This is a genomic window from Flavobacterium daejeonense DSM 17708 (assembly GCF_000425425.1).
GTDB lineage: Bacteria > Bacteroidota > Bacteroidia > Flavobacteriales > Flavobacteriaceae > Flavobacterium > Flavobacterium daejeonense.
Genome location: NZ_AUDK01000002.1, coordinates 117,619 through 132,666 on the forward strand (window position 1 = coordinate 117,619; position 15,048 = coordinate 132,666).

Annotated in this window: 11 protein-coding genes; all 11 read left to right on the forward strand. The window is 35.8% G+C overall.

Features of this window, described 5'->3' with window-relative positions:
* Nucleotides 1-32: 32 nt before the first annotated feature.
* The gene (locus tag H599_RS0102400; RefSeq protein ID WP_026712647.1) at nucleotides 33-3,083 is read left to right on the forward strand and encodes a TAT-variant-translocated molybdopterin oxidoreductase; all 3,051 of its coding nucleotides are present in this window, start codon (nucleotides 33-35) and stop codon (nucleotides 3,081-3,083) included.
* Between the two features lie 29 nt (nucleotides 3,084-3,112).
* Entirely contained in the window at nucleotides 3,113-4,516 is a 1,404-nt protein-coding gene (gene nrfD / locus H599_RS0102405) for an NrfD/PsrC family molybdoenzyme membrane anchor subunit (protein ID WP_026712648.1), read from the forward strand.
* Nucleotides 4,509-5,033 (forward strand): DUF3341 domain-containing protein, encoded by a 525-nt coding sequence (locus tag H599_RS0102410; RefSeq protein ID WP_026712649.1) that lies wholly within the window; start codon nucleotides 4,509-4,511, stop codon nucleotides 5,031-5,033. Before nrfD ends, H599_RS0102410 begins: the two co-directional genes overlap by 8 nt.
* A 7-nt stretch (nucleotides 5,034-5,040) precedes the next feature.
* Nucleotides 5,041-5,586, forward strand: a complete 546-nt coding sequence (locus H599_RS0102415) for a c-type cytochrome (protein ID WP_026712650.1) — start codon at nucleotides 5,041-5,043, stop codon at nucleotides 5,584-5,586.
* A gap of 27 nt (nucleotides 5,587-5,613) precedes the next feature.
* Nucleotides 5,614-6,978 (forward strand): cation-translocating P-type ATPase, encoded by a 1,365-nt coding sequence (locus H599_RS0102420; RefSeq protein WP_026712651.1) that lies wholly within the window; start codon nucleotides 5,614-5,616, stop codon nucleotides 6,976-6,978.
* A gap of 19 nt (nucleotides 6,979-6,997) precedes the next feature.
* Entirely contained in the window at nucleotides 6,998-8,152 is a 1,155-nt protein-coding gene (locus H599_RS0102425) for a cytochrome c oxidase subunit II (protein WP_026712652.1), read from the forward strand.
* A gap of 27 nt (nucleotides 8,153-8,179) precedes the next feature.
* On the forward strand, nucleotides 8,180-9,976 hold the full coding sequence (locus tag H599_RS0102430) for a cytochrome c oxidase subunit I (RefSeq protein WP_026712653.1): 1,797 nt from the start codon (nucleotides 8,180-8,182) through the stop codon (nucleotides 9,974-9,976).
* A gap of 99 nt (nucleotides 9,977-10,075) precedes the next feature.
* Nucleotides 10,076-11,098, forward strand: a complete 1,023-nt coding sequence (gene ruvB, locus H599_RS0102435; RefSeq protein WP_026712654.1) for a Holliday junction branch migration DNA helicase RuvB — start codon at nucleotides 10,076-10,078, stop codon at nucleotides 11,096-11,098.
* A 70-nt stretch (nucleotides 11,099-11,168) separates the two neighbouring features.
* Complete coding sequence (queG, locus tag H599_RS0102440; protein WP_026712655.1) at nucleotides 11,169-12,092, forward strand: tRNA epoxyqueuosine(34) reductase QueG; 924 nt, start codon at nucleotides 11,169-11,171, stop codon at nucleotides 12,090-12,092.
* 78 nt (nucleotides 12,093-12,170) lie between these two features.
* A complete protein-coding gene (locus H599_RS0102445) occupies nucleotides 12,171-12,605 on the forward strand; it encodes a CBS domain-containing protein (protein WP_026712656.1) in 435 nt (144 codons plus the stop codon).
* A 149-nt stretch (nucleotides 12,606-12,754) separates the two neighbouring features.
* On the forward strand, nucleotides 12,755-15,046 hold the full coding sequence (locus tag H599_RS0102450) for an NADP-dependent malic enzyme (RefSeq protein WP_026712657.1): 2,292 nt from the start codon (nucleotides 12,755-12,757) through the stop codon (nucleotides 15,044-15,046).
* Nucleotides 15,047-15,048 lie beyond the last annotated feature (2 nt).

Here is a 15,048-nt window from a genome sequence, read left to right on the forward strand (position 1 = left end):
TTTAATTATTAAGATTTTAATATATATATACAATGTCATCAAACAAAAAATACTGGAAAAGTGTTGAGGAACTAGAAAATGGTTCTATTGTTGAGGCGCTTAGAAATAACGAGTTTGTCGAAGAGATTCCTACGGATGAGTTTTTAGGAAATGCTGATGCGATGTCATCTTCAACATCTAGACGTGATTTTCTAAAGTACGTTGGGTTTAGTACTGCAGCAGCTACTCTTGCAGCATGCGAAGGCCCTGTGAACAAGTCGATTCCTTATGTATTGCAGCCAGAGCAAATCATTCCTGGAGTAGCTGATTATTATGCAACTTCGGTTTTTGATGGTTTTGATTTTGCAAACCTACTTGTTAAAACACGTGAAGGGCGTCCTATTAAAATAGATAATAATACTATTTCGGGAGCAAAATTTGCTGCAAATGCCAGAATTCACGCCTCAATATTGTCATTGTATGATAATATGCGTTTGAAAGCACCAAAAGTTGAAGCAAAAGATTCATCTTGGTCAGTAGTAGATTCGAAAATTAAATCAAGTATCGCTGATGCAAAAGCTAAAGGTGGTCAGGTGGTTTTCTTGACGAATACATTAGCGAGTCCTTCGACAGAAAAATTAATTGCTGATTTTATTGCTGCTAATCCAAATGCGAAACACGTAGTTTATGATGCGGTTTCTTCATCGGCTGCTTTGGATGCTTTTGAAACCGTTTACGGAGAAAGAGCTTTAGTAGATTACGATTTCTCAAAAGCTTCTCTTATCGTTTCTGTTGGTGCAGATTTCTTAGGAGACTGGCAAGGAGGAGGATTTGATGCAGGATATGCTCAAGGAAGAATTCCTAAAAATGGAAAAATGTCCCGTCACTTCCAATTAGAAGCAAACATGACTTTGTCTGGTGCTGCTGCTGATAAACGTTTACCGATGTCGGTTGCGAATCAAAAACAAGCATTAGTACTTATATATAATATCATTACAGGTTCTTCGGTTTCTGTAAACTTAGCTCCTGAATTAAAAGCTGAAGTTACTAAAGCGGCTCAACAGTTAAAAGCTGCTGGTGCTAAAGGACTTTTAGTTTCTGGTATTCAGGATAAAAATGCACAATTGTTAGTTTTAGCTATCAATCAGGTGTTGGCTAGCGAAGCTTTTTCAACTGTAGGAACAAGACAAATCAGAAAAGGTTCTGATGCTCAGGTAGCTCAGTTAGTTGCTGATATGAAAGCGGGAAGCGTTCATACTTTAATTATGAGTGGTGTGAATCCGGTTTATACTTTAGCGGATTCTGCTTCATTTGTTGAAGGTCTTAAAAAAGTTAAAACTTCAGTTGCTTTATCTTTAAAAGAAGATGAAACTGCTGCTGTTGCAACTATTGCTGCTCCGGTTCCTCACTATTTAGAGTCTTGGGGAGATTTAGTTTTAACAAAAGGAACTTACAGCTTGACTCAACCTACAATCCGTCCGTTGTTTGATACTAAACAATTTCAGGATGTATTGATGTCTATTAACGGACTTACAGGTTCTTACTACGATTACTTAAAAGCGTATTCTTCAAATTATATTGTTGGTTCAACTTGGAATAAAGTTTTACACGATGGTATTTTTGTAGGAGCTCCTCAGGTTACTTCAGGAGGAACTGCTGATTATGCTTCTGCAGCTAATGAATTAGCGAAATCTAAAGCTGGTGCCGGATTAGAATTAGTATTATATACTAAAACCGGAATGGGTGATGGTCAACAAGCTAATAACCCATGGTTACAAGAGTTTCCGGATCCAATTACAAGAGTTTCCTGGGATAACTATGTAACTGTTTCTAATACCGATGCTAAAACTTTAGGGTTGTCTAATGAGATTGTTGCTAATGGAGGTTTGAATGGTAGTTATGCTACAATTGCAACTGCTGATGGTGCTAAATTAGAAAATGTACCGGTTATTGTACAACCAGGTCAGGCTGTTGGAACAGTAGGTTTAGCTTTCGGATATGGTCGTAAAGCGGCTTTAAAAGAAGAAATGCAGGTAGGTTTAAATGCTTACACTTTATATAAAGGATTTAACGAAGTTCAGTCAGTTGAATTAGTTAAAGCTGCCGGTGAACATGAGTTTGCTTGTGTTCAAGGTCAAAAAACATTGATGGGTAGAGGAGATATTATTAAAGAAACTACTCTTGAAATCTTCAATACTAAGGATTCTAAAATTTGGAACGAAACACCAAAAGTATCTTTAGATCACAAAGAAGTTGAATCTACAACTGTTGATTTATGGGAATCATTTGATCGTTCTGTAGGTCACCACTTCAACCTTTCTATTGATTTAAATGCCTGTACAGGTTGTGGAGCTTGTGTTATAGCTTGTCACGCTGAAAACAACGTTCCGGTTGTAGGTAAATCAGAGGTAAGAAGAAGCCGTGATATGCACTGGTTGCGTATTGACAGATATTATTCTTCTGAAGAAACTTTTGAAGGAGATAATGAAAGAAAAGAAGGAATAGCTGGTTTATCAAGTTCACTTTCTACTTTCAACGAAATGGAAAAAGCTTCTGATAATCCGCAAGTAGCATTCCAACCGGTAATGTGTCAACACTGTAACCACGCTCCTTGTGAAACTGTATGTCCGGTTGCGGCAACTTCTCACGGTCGTGAAGGTCAAAACCATATGGCATATAACAGATGTGTGGGTACTCGTTACTGTGCTAACAACTGTCCTTATAAAGTACGTCGTTTCAACTGGTTCTTGTACAACAAAAACAGTGAGTTTGATTACCATATGAATGACGATTTAGGTCGTATGGTATTGAATCCGGATGTGAATGTTCGTTCTCGTGGGGTTATGGAAAAATGTTCTATGTGTATTCAAATGACACAAGCAACTAAGTTGAAAGCTAAAAACGAAGGACGTCCTGTTGCTGATGGTGAATTCCAAACAGCTTGTTCTAATGCTTGTTCATCTGGAGCAATGATTTTTGGAGATGTAAATGATAAAGAAAGTAAAGTTGCTAAATTAGCCGCTGACGAAAGATCTTATCACTTATTAGAGCACATCGGAACTAAACCAAATGTGGTTTATCACGTAAAAGTTAGAAACACTTAAGAATAAATTAAAAATCAATATAAAGGAATATGTCTCATATATACGACTCTAGTATTAGAAAGCCTTTAGTTATAGGTGATAAGTCTTATCATGATGTAACAGTAGATGTGGCAGCGCCTGTCGAAGGTTTGGCTAATAAACATTGGTGGATTGTATTTTCAATCGCTTTAACAGCCTTTCTTTGGGGAATAGGATGTATAGTTTATACAGTATCTACAGGTATTGGAACATGGGGATTAAATAAAACAGTTGGTTGGGCATGGGATATCACTAACTTCGTTTGGTGGGTAGGTATCGGACACGCCGGAACTCTTATCTCTGCAGTATTATTGTTATTCCGTCAAAGATGGAGAATGGCAATTAACCGTTCGGCTGAGGCGATGACAATCTTCTCGGTAGTTCAGGCAGGTTTGTTCCCAATTATTCACATGGGACGTCCATGGTTAGCGTACTGGGTATTACCAATTCCAAACCAGTTTGGATCTCTTTGGGTAAATTTTAACTCACCTCTTCTTTGGGACGTATTTGCAATCTCTACGTATTTGTCAGTATCGTTAGTTTTCTGGTGGACTGGTTTATTGCCTGACTTTGCAATGTTAAGAGATAGAGCTATCACTCCATTTAACAAAAGAATTTATTCTATCCTTAGTTTTGGATGGAGCGGGAGAGTAAAAGACTGGCAACGTTTTGAAGAAGTATCTTTGGTACTTGCTGGTTTAGCAACACCTCTTGTACTTTCTGTACACACTATTGTATCTATGGACTTTGCTACTTCGGTAATTCCTGGATGGCATACAACAATCTTCCCTCCGTACTTCGTTGCCGGAGCGGTATTCTCAGGATTTGCGATGGTAAATACTTTGCTTATCATCATGAGAAAAGTATCTAACTTAGAAGCTTATATTACTTTACAACACATCGAATTGATGAACTTAATCATTATGATTACAGGGTCTATTGTAGGGGTGGCTTATATTACTGAGTTATTTATTGCTTGGTATTCAGGAGTAGAGTATGAGCAATATGCCTTCTTAAACAGAGCTACCGGACCTTACTGGTGGGCTTACTGGTCGATGATGACTTGTAATGTATTCTCACCACAATTTATGTGGTTTAAGAAGTTAAGAACCAGTATCATGTTTTCATTCATTATTTCTATTGTGGTAAACATCGGAATGTGGTTTGAGCGTTTTGTAATCATTGTAACTTCTTTACATAGAGATTACTTACCGTCTTCTTGGACAATGTTCTCTCCAACATTTGTAGATATTGGTATTTTCATTGGAACAATTGGTTTCTTCTTTGTATTGTTTTTATTATACTCTAGAACTTTCCCTGTAATTGCACAGGCAGAGGTTAAAACAATTTTGAAAGCAACCGGAGATAATTATATTAGAGAAAGAGAAGCACATAAAGATTCACACCATGAGTAATAAAGTTATTTACGCCATTTATAATGACGATGATATATTGATGAATGCTGTAAAGAAAACCAGAGCAGCTCACCATCATATTGAAGATGTTTTTTGTCCATTTCCTGTGCATGGTTTGGATAAAGCTATGGGGATTGCCCCAACAAGATTAGCTATTTGTTCATTCTTATACGGATGTGTCGGTATCTCTTTTGCAACTTTTATGATGAGTTATATCATGATTCATGATTGGCCTCAGGATATCGGAGGAAAGCCAAGTTTTAGTTTTATTCAAAATATGCCTTCTTTTGTGCCTATTATGTTTGAGATGACTGTGTTTTTTGCAGCGCACTTAATGGTAATTACTTTTTATATGAGAAGTAGATTGTGGCCATTTAAAAAAGCTGAGAATCCGGATGTAAGAACTACAGACGATCATTTCCTAATGGAAGTTGCTGTAAATGATAATGAAGAAGAATTAGTTTCTTTTTTCCAAGGTACAGGAGCTGTAGAAGTTAAAGTAATTGAAAAGAATTAATTTAGATATGAAAAGGGTATATAAAATAACACTATTATTAGGCATAACTGCTTTATTAGCTTCATGTCATAATGATAAAAAGCCGAATTATCAGTATTTTCCAAATATGTATGAATCAGTAGGCTACGAAACTTATTCAGAGTCTAAAGCTTTTGCAAATGGTAAAGAAGGACAACTTCCTGCTGAAGGTAGCATTAACAGAGGTTATGAACCTTACGAATATCCTAATACAACTGAAGGTTATGAATTAGCAAAAGCTAATTTAAAATCGCCTTTAGATTCATTAGATAGAAATTCTGGTAAAGGAAAAGAACTTTTCGAAATCTATTGTATTAGTTGTCATGGTGCAACTGGTAATGGTAAAGGAAAATTAGTTGAAAGAGAAAAATTCTTAGGTGTTCCTAATTATAAAGATAGAGAAATCACAGAAGGAAGTATTTTTCATGTTGAGACGTATGGTTTAAATGCAATGGGTTCTCATGCCAATCAACTAAGTGTTCATGAGCGTTGGTTAATTGCTGACTACGTTCTAAAACTTAGAAGCCAATTATAATTGTTGAACAAACTGATCGTAATAGATATGTATACATTTTCAAGTAAATTAAAAACGTTTTCTTTTATCTTAATGGCCGTTGGTATATTAGGAATTGGTTACGGTTTTTTAAACGCCCCTAAAGATATTCACGAAGTTGAGAATATCCTTTCTGCATCATCTCATGGTGGTCATGGAGAAGCTACTCATGAAGAAGCTAAATCTCATGAAGAAGCTCACACAACAACTAAACATGAAGCTAAAGGTGAAGTTAGTGAAGCTAATGAACACGAAGAGCATTTGAACCATGTTTTGCACCAGTTGCAAAATAAACCTTGGTCAGCTCTATATGTAGCTTGTATTTTCTTTATGTTATTGACTATGGGAACTTTAGTTTTCTATGCTATTAATGTTGTTGCTGTAGCAGGATGGTCTCCGGTTTTAAATAGAGTTATGCAAGGTATAACGGCTTATCTTCCGATAGGTTCAGCTATATTTTTTGTAATATTAGTAATGTGTGGTCTTCACTTTAATCATATTTTTTCCTGGTTAAATGAAGGTGTGACTGATCCTGCTAGTCCAAATTATGATGCATTAATTGCGGGTAAAGCGGGATATTTAAATTTTGGTTTCTGGATTGCCAGAGCTTTTATTTTCATTGCAGGATGGAATTTATACCGTCACTTGTCAAGAAAAAATTGTTTAGCTCAGGATGAAGCTGATGATAATGCGAATTATAAAAAGAACTTTAAATTATCTGCAGGTTTCTTAGTATTCTTTATTGTTTCTGAGTCTATCATGTCTTGGGACTGGATTATGTCTGTAGATCCACACTGGTTCTCTACCTTGTTTGGATGGTATGTATTTGCCAGTTTCTTTGTAAGTGGTATTACAACAATTGCTATGGTTACTGTTTATTTAAAATCTAAAGGTTATTTAGAGTATGTAAATACTAGTCATATCCATGATTTAGCTAAATTCATGTTTGGTATCAGTATCTTCTGGACTTATTTATGGTTTTCTCAGTTCATGTTAATTTGGTATGCTGATATTCCTGAAGAGATTACTTATTTCGTAACCAGAATTAATGATTACAATTTACCATTTTTTGGTGCTGTTGTTATGAACTTTGTGTTCCCGTTATTAATTCTTGTTAATACTGATTTCAAAAGAATTACTTGGGTTATCGTAATGGCTGGTATTGTTATTTTAGCAGGTCACTATATTGATTTCTTTAATATGATTATGCCAGGTACAGTTGGAGACCAATGGTTTATTGGTATTCCTGAAATCTCATCAGTTCTTTTCTTCCTTGGATTATTTATTTTTACTGTATTTACAGCATTAACTAAAGCTCCATTATTAGCAAAAAGAAATCCTTATATCGAAGAAAGTAAACATTTTCATTATTAATTTTTAAAGAGATAAACAGATGACAAGTTTGTTGGTAATTATAGTTTTAGTTTTATTAGCTATTGCTTTATGGCAATTGACTAAAATTTTCGACCTGACTCAAGTTGGTGCTTCTTCGGATAATTCGCAAGTAGCTAATGATAAAGATAATAATCTTCAAGGTTATTTGATGTTTGGGTTTTTAGCATTCCTTTATGTATTTACAATTTACGGTTTGCTTAAATGGGGTAACTTACCTCTTCATACTCCAGCTTCTGCTCATGGAGGTCAGGTAGATAATTTGATGAATATTACCTGGGTTTTGATCTTCATTGTTCAGGCCGTAACACAAGTATTATTATACTGGTTTGCTTTTAAATACAAAGGAAAGAAAGATCAAAAAGCTTTATATTTTGCTGATAATAATAAATTAGAAGCAATTTGGAGTATCATTCCAGCGGTTGTTTTAGCCGGATTAATCCTTTACGGATTATATGCCTGGACAAACATTATGTTTATTGATGAGGATGAAGATACTGTAGTGGTAGAAGTTTATGCTCAACAATTTAAATGGACTGCCAGAATTGCTGGTGAAGATAATGTTTTAGGTAAAGCTAACGTAAGATATATTGAAGGAGTAAATACTTTAGGTGTTGATTTATCAGATCCAAATGCTCAGGATGATATTGTAGTTACTGAATTGCATATCCCAAAAGGAAAGAAAATCCACTTTAAATTCCGTTCTCAGGACGTTTTACACTCTGCTTATATGCCTCACTTCAGAGCGCAAATGAACTGTGTTCCGGGTATGGTTACTGAATTTGCTTTTACACCAATTTATACAACTTCTGAGTACAGAGAGTTACCAGAAATGGTTGAAAAAGTGGCTCACATCAATGAGTTGAGAGCTAAAAGAAGTACAGAATTAATTGCAAAAGGAGAATCGGGATTAGATCCTTATACTTTTGACTATTTATTGCTTTGTAATAAAATTTGTGGAGCTTCTCACTACAACATGCAAATGAAAATTGTTGTAGATACTCCGGAAGATTACAAAAAATGGTTAGCACAACAAACTACTCTAGTTAATGAAGTAAAAGCTTCATTAGAGCAACCAGCGGAGGGTGAATCAGCAGCTCCGGCTGAGGCTAAAGAGAATGATACTGTAGCGGCTGCTACAGTTGCTATGAAATAATTATTAAGAATATTTAAAGTATAATATATGTCAGCAGAAGGTCACGATCACGCTCACGATCACGAACACGAACACCACCATAAAGAGACATTCATTACTAAATACATCTTTAGTATTGATCATAAAATGATTGCTAAGCAATACCTTATTACAGGTATTATTATGGGGATTATTGGTATTGTCATGTCTTTGCTTTTCAGAATGCAATTAGCATGGCCTGAAGAATCTTTTAAAATTTTCAATATTTTATTAGGTGATAAATTTGCACCAGATGGTGTAATGGCTAATGATGTTTATCTTGCATTAGTAACAATACACGGTACTATCATGGTATTTTTTGTATTGACAGCCGGATTGAGTGGTACTTTTAGTAACTTACTTATTCCACTTCAAATTGGTGCACGTGATATGGCATCAGGATTTATGAATATGATTTCTTACTGGTTGTTCTTCTTATCAGCTGTTGTAATGATTATTTCATTATTCGTTGAATCAGGACCGGCTTCAGCAGGTTGGACAATTTATCCTCCTTTAAGTGCTTTACCACAGGCTATTCCTGGTTCTGGAACTGGTATGACACTTTGGTTAGTATCTATGGCTATATTTATTGCTTCTTCTTTAATGGGATCTTTAAATTACATTGTTACAGTTATTAACTTAAGAACTAAAGGGATGTCTATGACCAGACTTCCACTTACAATTTGGACGTTTTTTGTAACTGCAATTATCGGGGTTTTATCTTTCCCTGTATTATTATCTGCAGCATTATTATTAATCTTCGATAGAAGTTTTGGTACTTCATTCTTCTTGTCTGATATTTATATCGCTGGAGAAGTTTTACATTACCAAGGTGGTTCTCCTGTATTATTCGAACACTTGTTCTGGTTCTTAGGGCACCCTGAAGTATATATCGTAATCTTGCCTGCAATGGGACTTGTGTCTGAAATTATGGCAACAAACTCTCGTAAACCAATCTTTGGTTACAGAGCGATGATTATGTCAGTTCTTGCAATTGCTTTCCTTTCTACAATTGTATGGGGTCACCACATGTTTATTTCGGGTATGAATCCTTTCTTAGGATCTGTATTTACATTTACCACTTTATTGATTGCAATTCCGTCTGCTGTAAAAGCGTTCAACTGGATTACAACTTTATGGAAAGGTAACTTACAAATGAACCCAGCTATGTTATTCTCTATCGGAATGGTTTCAACATTCATCACCGGAGGTTTAACAGGGATTATTTTAGGAGATAGTACATTAGATATTAACGTTCACGATACTTACTTTGTAATTGCACACTTCCACTTAGTAATGGGTATATCTGCTCTTTATGGAATGTTTGCAGGAATCTACCACTGGTTCCCTAAAATGTACGGAAGAATGTTAAACAAGAACTTAGGTTATGTTCACTTCTGGGTAACGGCTGTTTGTGCTTATGGAGTTTTCTTCCCAATGCACTTCATTGGATTAGCAGGTTTACCAAGACGTTATTATACTAATACGAACTTCCCATTATTTGATGATTTACAAAATGTGAATGTTTTAATTACAACATTTGCTTTAGTAGGAGGTGCTTTCCAATTAGTATTCTTATATAACTTCTTTAGTAGTATTTTCTACGGTAAGAAAGCGGAACAAAACCCATGGAGATCTACTACATTAGAGTGGACTACACCGGTAGAACATATTCATGGTAACTGGCCAGGTGAAATTCCAGAAGTTCACCGTTGGGCTTATGATTACAGTAACCCGGAGCACGAAGAAGATTTCGTTCCTCAAACGGTTCCAATGAAACCAGGTGAATCAGTTTTACACCACTAATATATTTAAAACCTCTGCTTCGGCAGAGGTTTTTTTTATGCCTTATTTTGTTGTATGTATTATTTAGCAATCACAATCCGTTTTCTTTATCTTTGCTAAATGAATGAAAACTTAGACCCAACAACAAGAGGATATAATCCTGAAGAACTTGATCTGGATAAAAGATTGAGACCGCTTAGTTTTGATGACTTTGCTGGGCAGGATCAGGTTTTAGAAAATTTAAAGGTTTTTGTGGCTGCTGCCAATCAGCGAAAGGAAGCACTTGATCATGCTTTGTTTCATGGACCACCTGGATTAGGTAAGACGACTTTGGCTAATATTTTAGCGAATGAGTTGGAAGTTGGTATCAAAATTACTTCAGGTCCGGTTTTAGATAAACCTGGCGATTTGGCTGGTTTATTGACCAATTTGGATGAACGTGATGTTTTGTTTATTGATGAAATCCATCGTTTGAGTCCAATTGTTGAAGAATATTTATATTCGGCAATGGAAGATTTTAAGATTGATATTATGATAGAATCGGGTCCTAATGCCAGAACGGTTCAAATCAATCTGAATCCATTTACCTTAATTGGTGCTACCACCCGTTCCGGACTTTTAACAGCACCGATGCGAGCTCGTTTTGGTATTTCTTCAAGACTACAATATTATACGGTCGAGTTATTAACTACTATTATTCAAAGAAGTGCTTCTATTTTAAAAATGCCAATTACTATGGAAGCCGCTATAGAAATTGCCGGAAGAAGCCGTGGAACACCAAGGATAGCAAATGCCTTGCTGAGAAGAGTTCGTGATTTTGCACAAATAAAAGGGAATGGTACTATTGATGTTGAAATTTCTAAATATGCCTTAAAAGCATTAAATGTCGATGTACATGGTTTGGACGAAATGGACAACAAAATTCTGAATACTATTATTGATAAGTTTAAAGGAGGTCCGGTTGGACTTACTACTTTGGCAACAGCCGTTTCAGAAAGCAGTGAAACCATTGAGGAAGTTTACGAACCCTTTTTAATTCAGGAAGGTTTTATTATGCGTACACCACGTGGCCGTGAAGTTACGGAGAAAGCCTATAAACATTTGGGAAAAGTCAGAGCTAATATTCAGGGGGGACTTTTCTAATTTTGTAAACAAGTTAAAAGTTATGAGTATGGTATGAAACTCATAACCCATAACCCATAACTCATAACCCATAGACTTAAAAGCTAAATACACGCAGTTTATCAAATCCGAAGCCAAACGCCTCGGATTTTTGTCTTGTGGTATTTCGAAAGCGGGTTTTTTAGAGGAGGAAGCTCCCCGATTAGAGAATTGGCTGAAAAATAATCGAAATGGTCAAATGGCTTATATGGAAAATCATTTTGATAAAAGACTTAATCCGACCTTGCTTGTGGATGATGCCAAAAGTGTCGTTTCGCTTCTGTTAAATTATTATCCAGAAAAAGAACAAAATCCTGATTCTTATAAAATTTCCAAATATGCTTATGGAAAAGATTATCATTTTGTAATCAAGGACAAATTAAAAGAATTATTGTTTTCTATTCAGGAGAATATCGGCGAGGTTTCCGGAAGAGTTTTTGTTGATTCGGCTCCGGTTATGGATAAAGCCTGGGCAGCTAAGAGCGGTTTGGGATGGATTGGAAAAAACAGTAATCTGTTAACTCAAAAAATAGGTTCTTTTTATTTTATAGCAGAACTCATTATTGATTTGGATTTAGAATATGATCATGCTGTTACAAATCACTGTGGCAGTTGTACGGCTTGTATTGATGCCTGTCCAACGCAGGCAATTGTGGCGCCTTATGTAGTTGACGGAAGTAAATGTATTTCGTATTTTACTATCGAATTAAAAGAAAACATTCCTCATGAGATGAAGGGACAATTTGATGATTGGGCCTTTGGTTGTGATGCCTGTCAGGATGTTTGTCCCTGGAATCGATTTTCTAAAAGTCATAAAGAGCCTTTGTTTAACCCAAATCCTGAAATACTCTCTATGTCAAAAAAAGATTGGGAAGAAATGACCGAAGAAACTTTTAGGGTTGTGTTTAAGGATTCGGCGGTTAAAAGAACGAAATTTCAGGGCTTACAGCGGAATATCAGTTTTTTAAAAAAATAAAAATTTAAATTATGAATCATCTTAAAGTTGTTTTTGATGATTTTTTTTTATATTTATATCTCTTAAAAAAATCTCGATATGACTGTAAATCAAATATTAAGTACGAAAGGGAACGATGTATATTCAGTTGTTTCTACTATTAGCGTTTATGATGCTATAAAAGTAATGGGTGAGAAAAATGTTGGTGCTATTTTGGTCATCGAAGACGGCCAACTGAAAGGGATTTTGTCTGAGAGGGATTATGCCCGAAAAATTGTTCTTAAAGATAAGGCGTCTAAAACTACTTTGGTTCAGGAAATAATGATTAGTAATGTTATTACGGTTAATCCAACGGATGATATTGATAATTGTATGGAATTGATGATTTCGAGAAGGATTCGTCATTTACCGGTTGTGGAAAATGATAAGGTTGTTGGACTTATTTCGATTGGAGATGTTGTAAAATGTATTATAGAAAAACAGAAGGAAACCATTCAGTTGTTAGATTCTTATATCAATGGAACACAGTCCTGATTTTTTTGTAAAGTTATTGAATAGAAGAAGCCGCTAATTTTAGTGGCTTTTTTTATGAACTTATTTGTAGATTATTTTAAAAGAATTATGAAAATGTTAACTTTTTAAGTTAAGACTTCTATCTTTGTATATAAGATAAAACTGCTATTATGAATAAAGAAAGCAAAAGGAGAGAAGCGTTATTATATCATGCGAAACCTACTCCGGGGAAAATTCAGGTTGTTCCAACAAAAAGATATGCTACCCAAAGGGATTTGTCTTTAGCCTATTCGCCGGGTGTAGCCGAACCTTGTTTAGAAATAGAAAAAGACGTAGAAAACGTTTATAAATATACGGCCAAAGGAAATTTGGTGGCTGTAATTAGTAATGGTACAGCTGTTTTAGGTTTGGGAGATATAGGTCCCGAAGCCGGAAAACCTGTTATGGAAGGGAAAGGTTTATTGTTTAAAATTTTTGCTGACATTGACGTTTTTGATATAGAAGTGGATACCAAAAATGTTGAAGAATTTATTCAAACAGTAAAAAATATAGCGCCAACTTTTGGAGGAATTAATCTGGAAGATATCAAAGCGCCGGAATCTTTTGAAATAGAAAGACGATTGGTTGAAGAATTGAATATTCCTGTGATGCATGATGATCAGCATGGAACGGCAATTATTTCGGCAGCCGGATTGATTAATGCATTAGAAATAGCCGGAAAAAAACCGGAAGAAGTAAAAATGGTGATTTCCGGTGCCGGATCGGCGGCTTTGGCCTGTGCTGATTTGTATATTGCTGTTGGTGTGAAACGCGAAAATATTTTGATGTTTAACAGTAAAGGTTTGTTAACTAAAAACAATCCGTCACTTACGGAAATGCAATTGAAATTTGCGGTAGAAGGCGATGCAGTTTCTTTAGCAGAAGCGATGAAAGGATCGGATGTTTTTATCGGACTTTCTTCAGGAAATATTCTGTTGCCTGAAATGTTGTTGTCGATGAACAAAAATCCGATAGTTTTTGCAATGGCTAATCCTAATCCTGAAATTGATTACAACTTAGCCGTAGAAACCCGAAAAGATGTGATTATGGCCACCGGTCGTTCGGATTTTCCAAATCAAATTAATAACGTTTTAGGTTTTCCATATATTTTTAGAGGAGCGTTGGATGTGCGTGCAACTAAAATTAACGAAGAAATGAAAATGGCAGCGGTTCGTGCTTTGGCAGCTTTAGCAAAAGAGTCGGTTCCGGAACAGGTAAATGTAGCTTATGGAGCCACTAAATTAGGGTTTGGTCGCGAATATATTATTCCGAAACCTTTTGATCCGCGTTTGATTAATACTGTTTCTCCTGCTGTTGCAAAAGCAGCCATTGAATCAGGGATTGCTAAAAACCCAATTGCCGATTGGGATAAATATGAAGAAGAACTTTTAGAACGTTTAGGGAATGATAATAAAATGGTTCGATTGATTAGCAATCGGGCTAAAATGGATCCGAAACGAATTGTTTTTTCGGAAGCTGATCATTTGGATGTGCTAAAAGCAGCACAAATTGTTTACGAAGAAGGAATTGGTTTTCCAATTTTATTAGGAAGTCGTGACATTATAAAAGAATTAATGAAGGAATTAGGTTTTGATGCCGAAGTTGAAATCATTGACCCAAAATCCAAAAGCGAGATAGAAAGAAGAAACCGGTATGCTACAACTTATTGGCAATCCAGAAAGCGCCGGGGAATTTCGTTGTTAGACGCTCAAAGATTAATGCGTGAACGGAATTATTTTGCCGCGATGATGGTTAATACCGGCGAGGCCGACGGTTTAGTTACCGGTTATTCCAGAAGTTATTCGACGGTGGTAAAACCGATGTTGCAATTGATTGATAAAGCACAGGGAGCTTCTTTAGTTGCCACTTCCAATATGATGATGACCAGCCGGGGGCCAATGTTTTTGTCCGATACAGCGATTAACATTAATCCGTCTTCGGAGGAATTGGTTAAAATTGCGGTAATGACGGCCAAAACCGCCCGTATGTTTGGCCTTGAACCGGTAATTGCAATGGTTTCCTATTCTAATTTTGGTTCGTCAACTCATGAAAATGCCTCAAAAATTAGAGATGCCGTAGCTTATTTGCATGAAAATCATCCTGATTTGATTGTTGATGGCGATATTCAGGCCGACTTTGCTTTGAATCCTGAAATGTTAACCGAGAAATTTCCATTTTCTAAATTAGCCGGAAAAAAGGTAAATACCTTAATTTTTCCCAATCTGGATTCGGCAAACATTACTTATAAATTGATGAAAGAATTATACAAAACCGGTTCCATAGGTCCTATTATGATGGGAATGGGAAAACCGGTCCATATTTTTCAATTAGGTGCAAGTGTGGAAGAAATGGTAAATATGGCTGCTATTACCGTTATAGATGCACAGGAAAAAGAAAACAGAGAAAAAAAGTTAAATAAATAGTT

What these genes read in the sequence shown, in the direction of transcription:
- H599_RS0102400 (WP_026712647.1), top strand. Translation starts at nt 33, where the DNA reads ATGTCATCAAACAAAAAATACTGGAAAAGTGTTGAGGAACTAGAAAAT.
- nrfD (WP_026712648.1), top strand. Translation starts at nt 3,113, where the DNA reads ATGTCTCATATATACGACTCTAGTATTAGAAAGCCTTTAGTTATAGGT.
- H599_RS0102410 (WP_026712649.1), top strand. Translation starts at nt 4,509, where the DNA reads ATGAGTAATAAAGTTATTTACGCCATTTATAATGACGATGATATATTG.
- H599_RS0102415 (WP_026712650.1), top strand. Translation starts at nt 5,041, where the DNA reads ATGAAAAGGGTATATAAAATAACACTATTATTAGGCATAACTGCTTTA.
- H599_RS0102420 (WP_026712651.1), top strand. Translation starts at nt 5,614, where the DNA reads ATGTATACATTTTCAAGTAAATTAAAAACGTTTTCTTTTATCTTAATG.
- H599_RS0102425 (WP_026712652.1), top strand. Translation starts at nt 6,998, where the DNA reads ATGACAAGTTTGTTGGTAATTATAGTTTTAGTTTTATTAGCTATTGCT.
- H599_RS0102430 (WP_026712653.1), top strand. Translation starts at nt 8,180, where the DNA reads ATGTCAGCAGAAGGTCACGATCACGCTCACGATCACGAACACGAACAC.
- ruvB (WP_026712654.1), top strand. Translation starts at nt 10,076, where the DNA reads ATGAATGAAAACTTAGACCCAACAACAAGAGGATATAATCCTGAAGAA.
- H599_RS0102445 (WP_026712656.1), top strand. Translation starts at nt 12,171, where the DNA reads ATGACTGTAAATCAAATATTAAGTACGAAAGGGAACGATGTATATTCA.
- H599_RS0102450 (WP_026712657.1), top strand. Translation starts at nt 12,755, where the DNA reads ATGAATAAAGAAAGCAAAAGGAGAGAAGCGTTATTATATCATGCGAAA.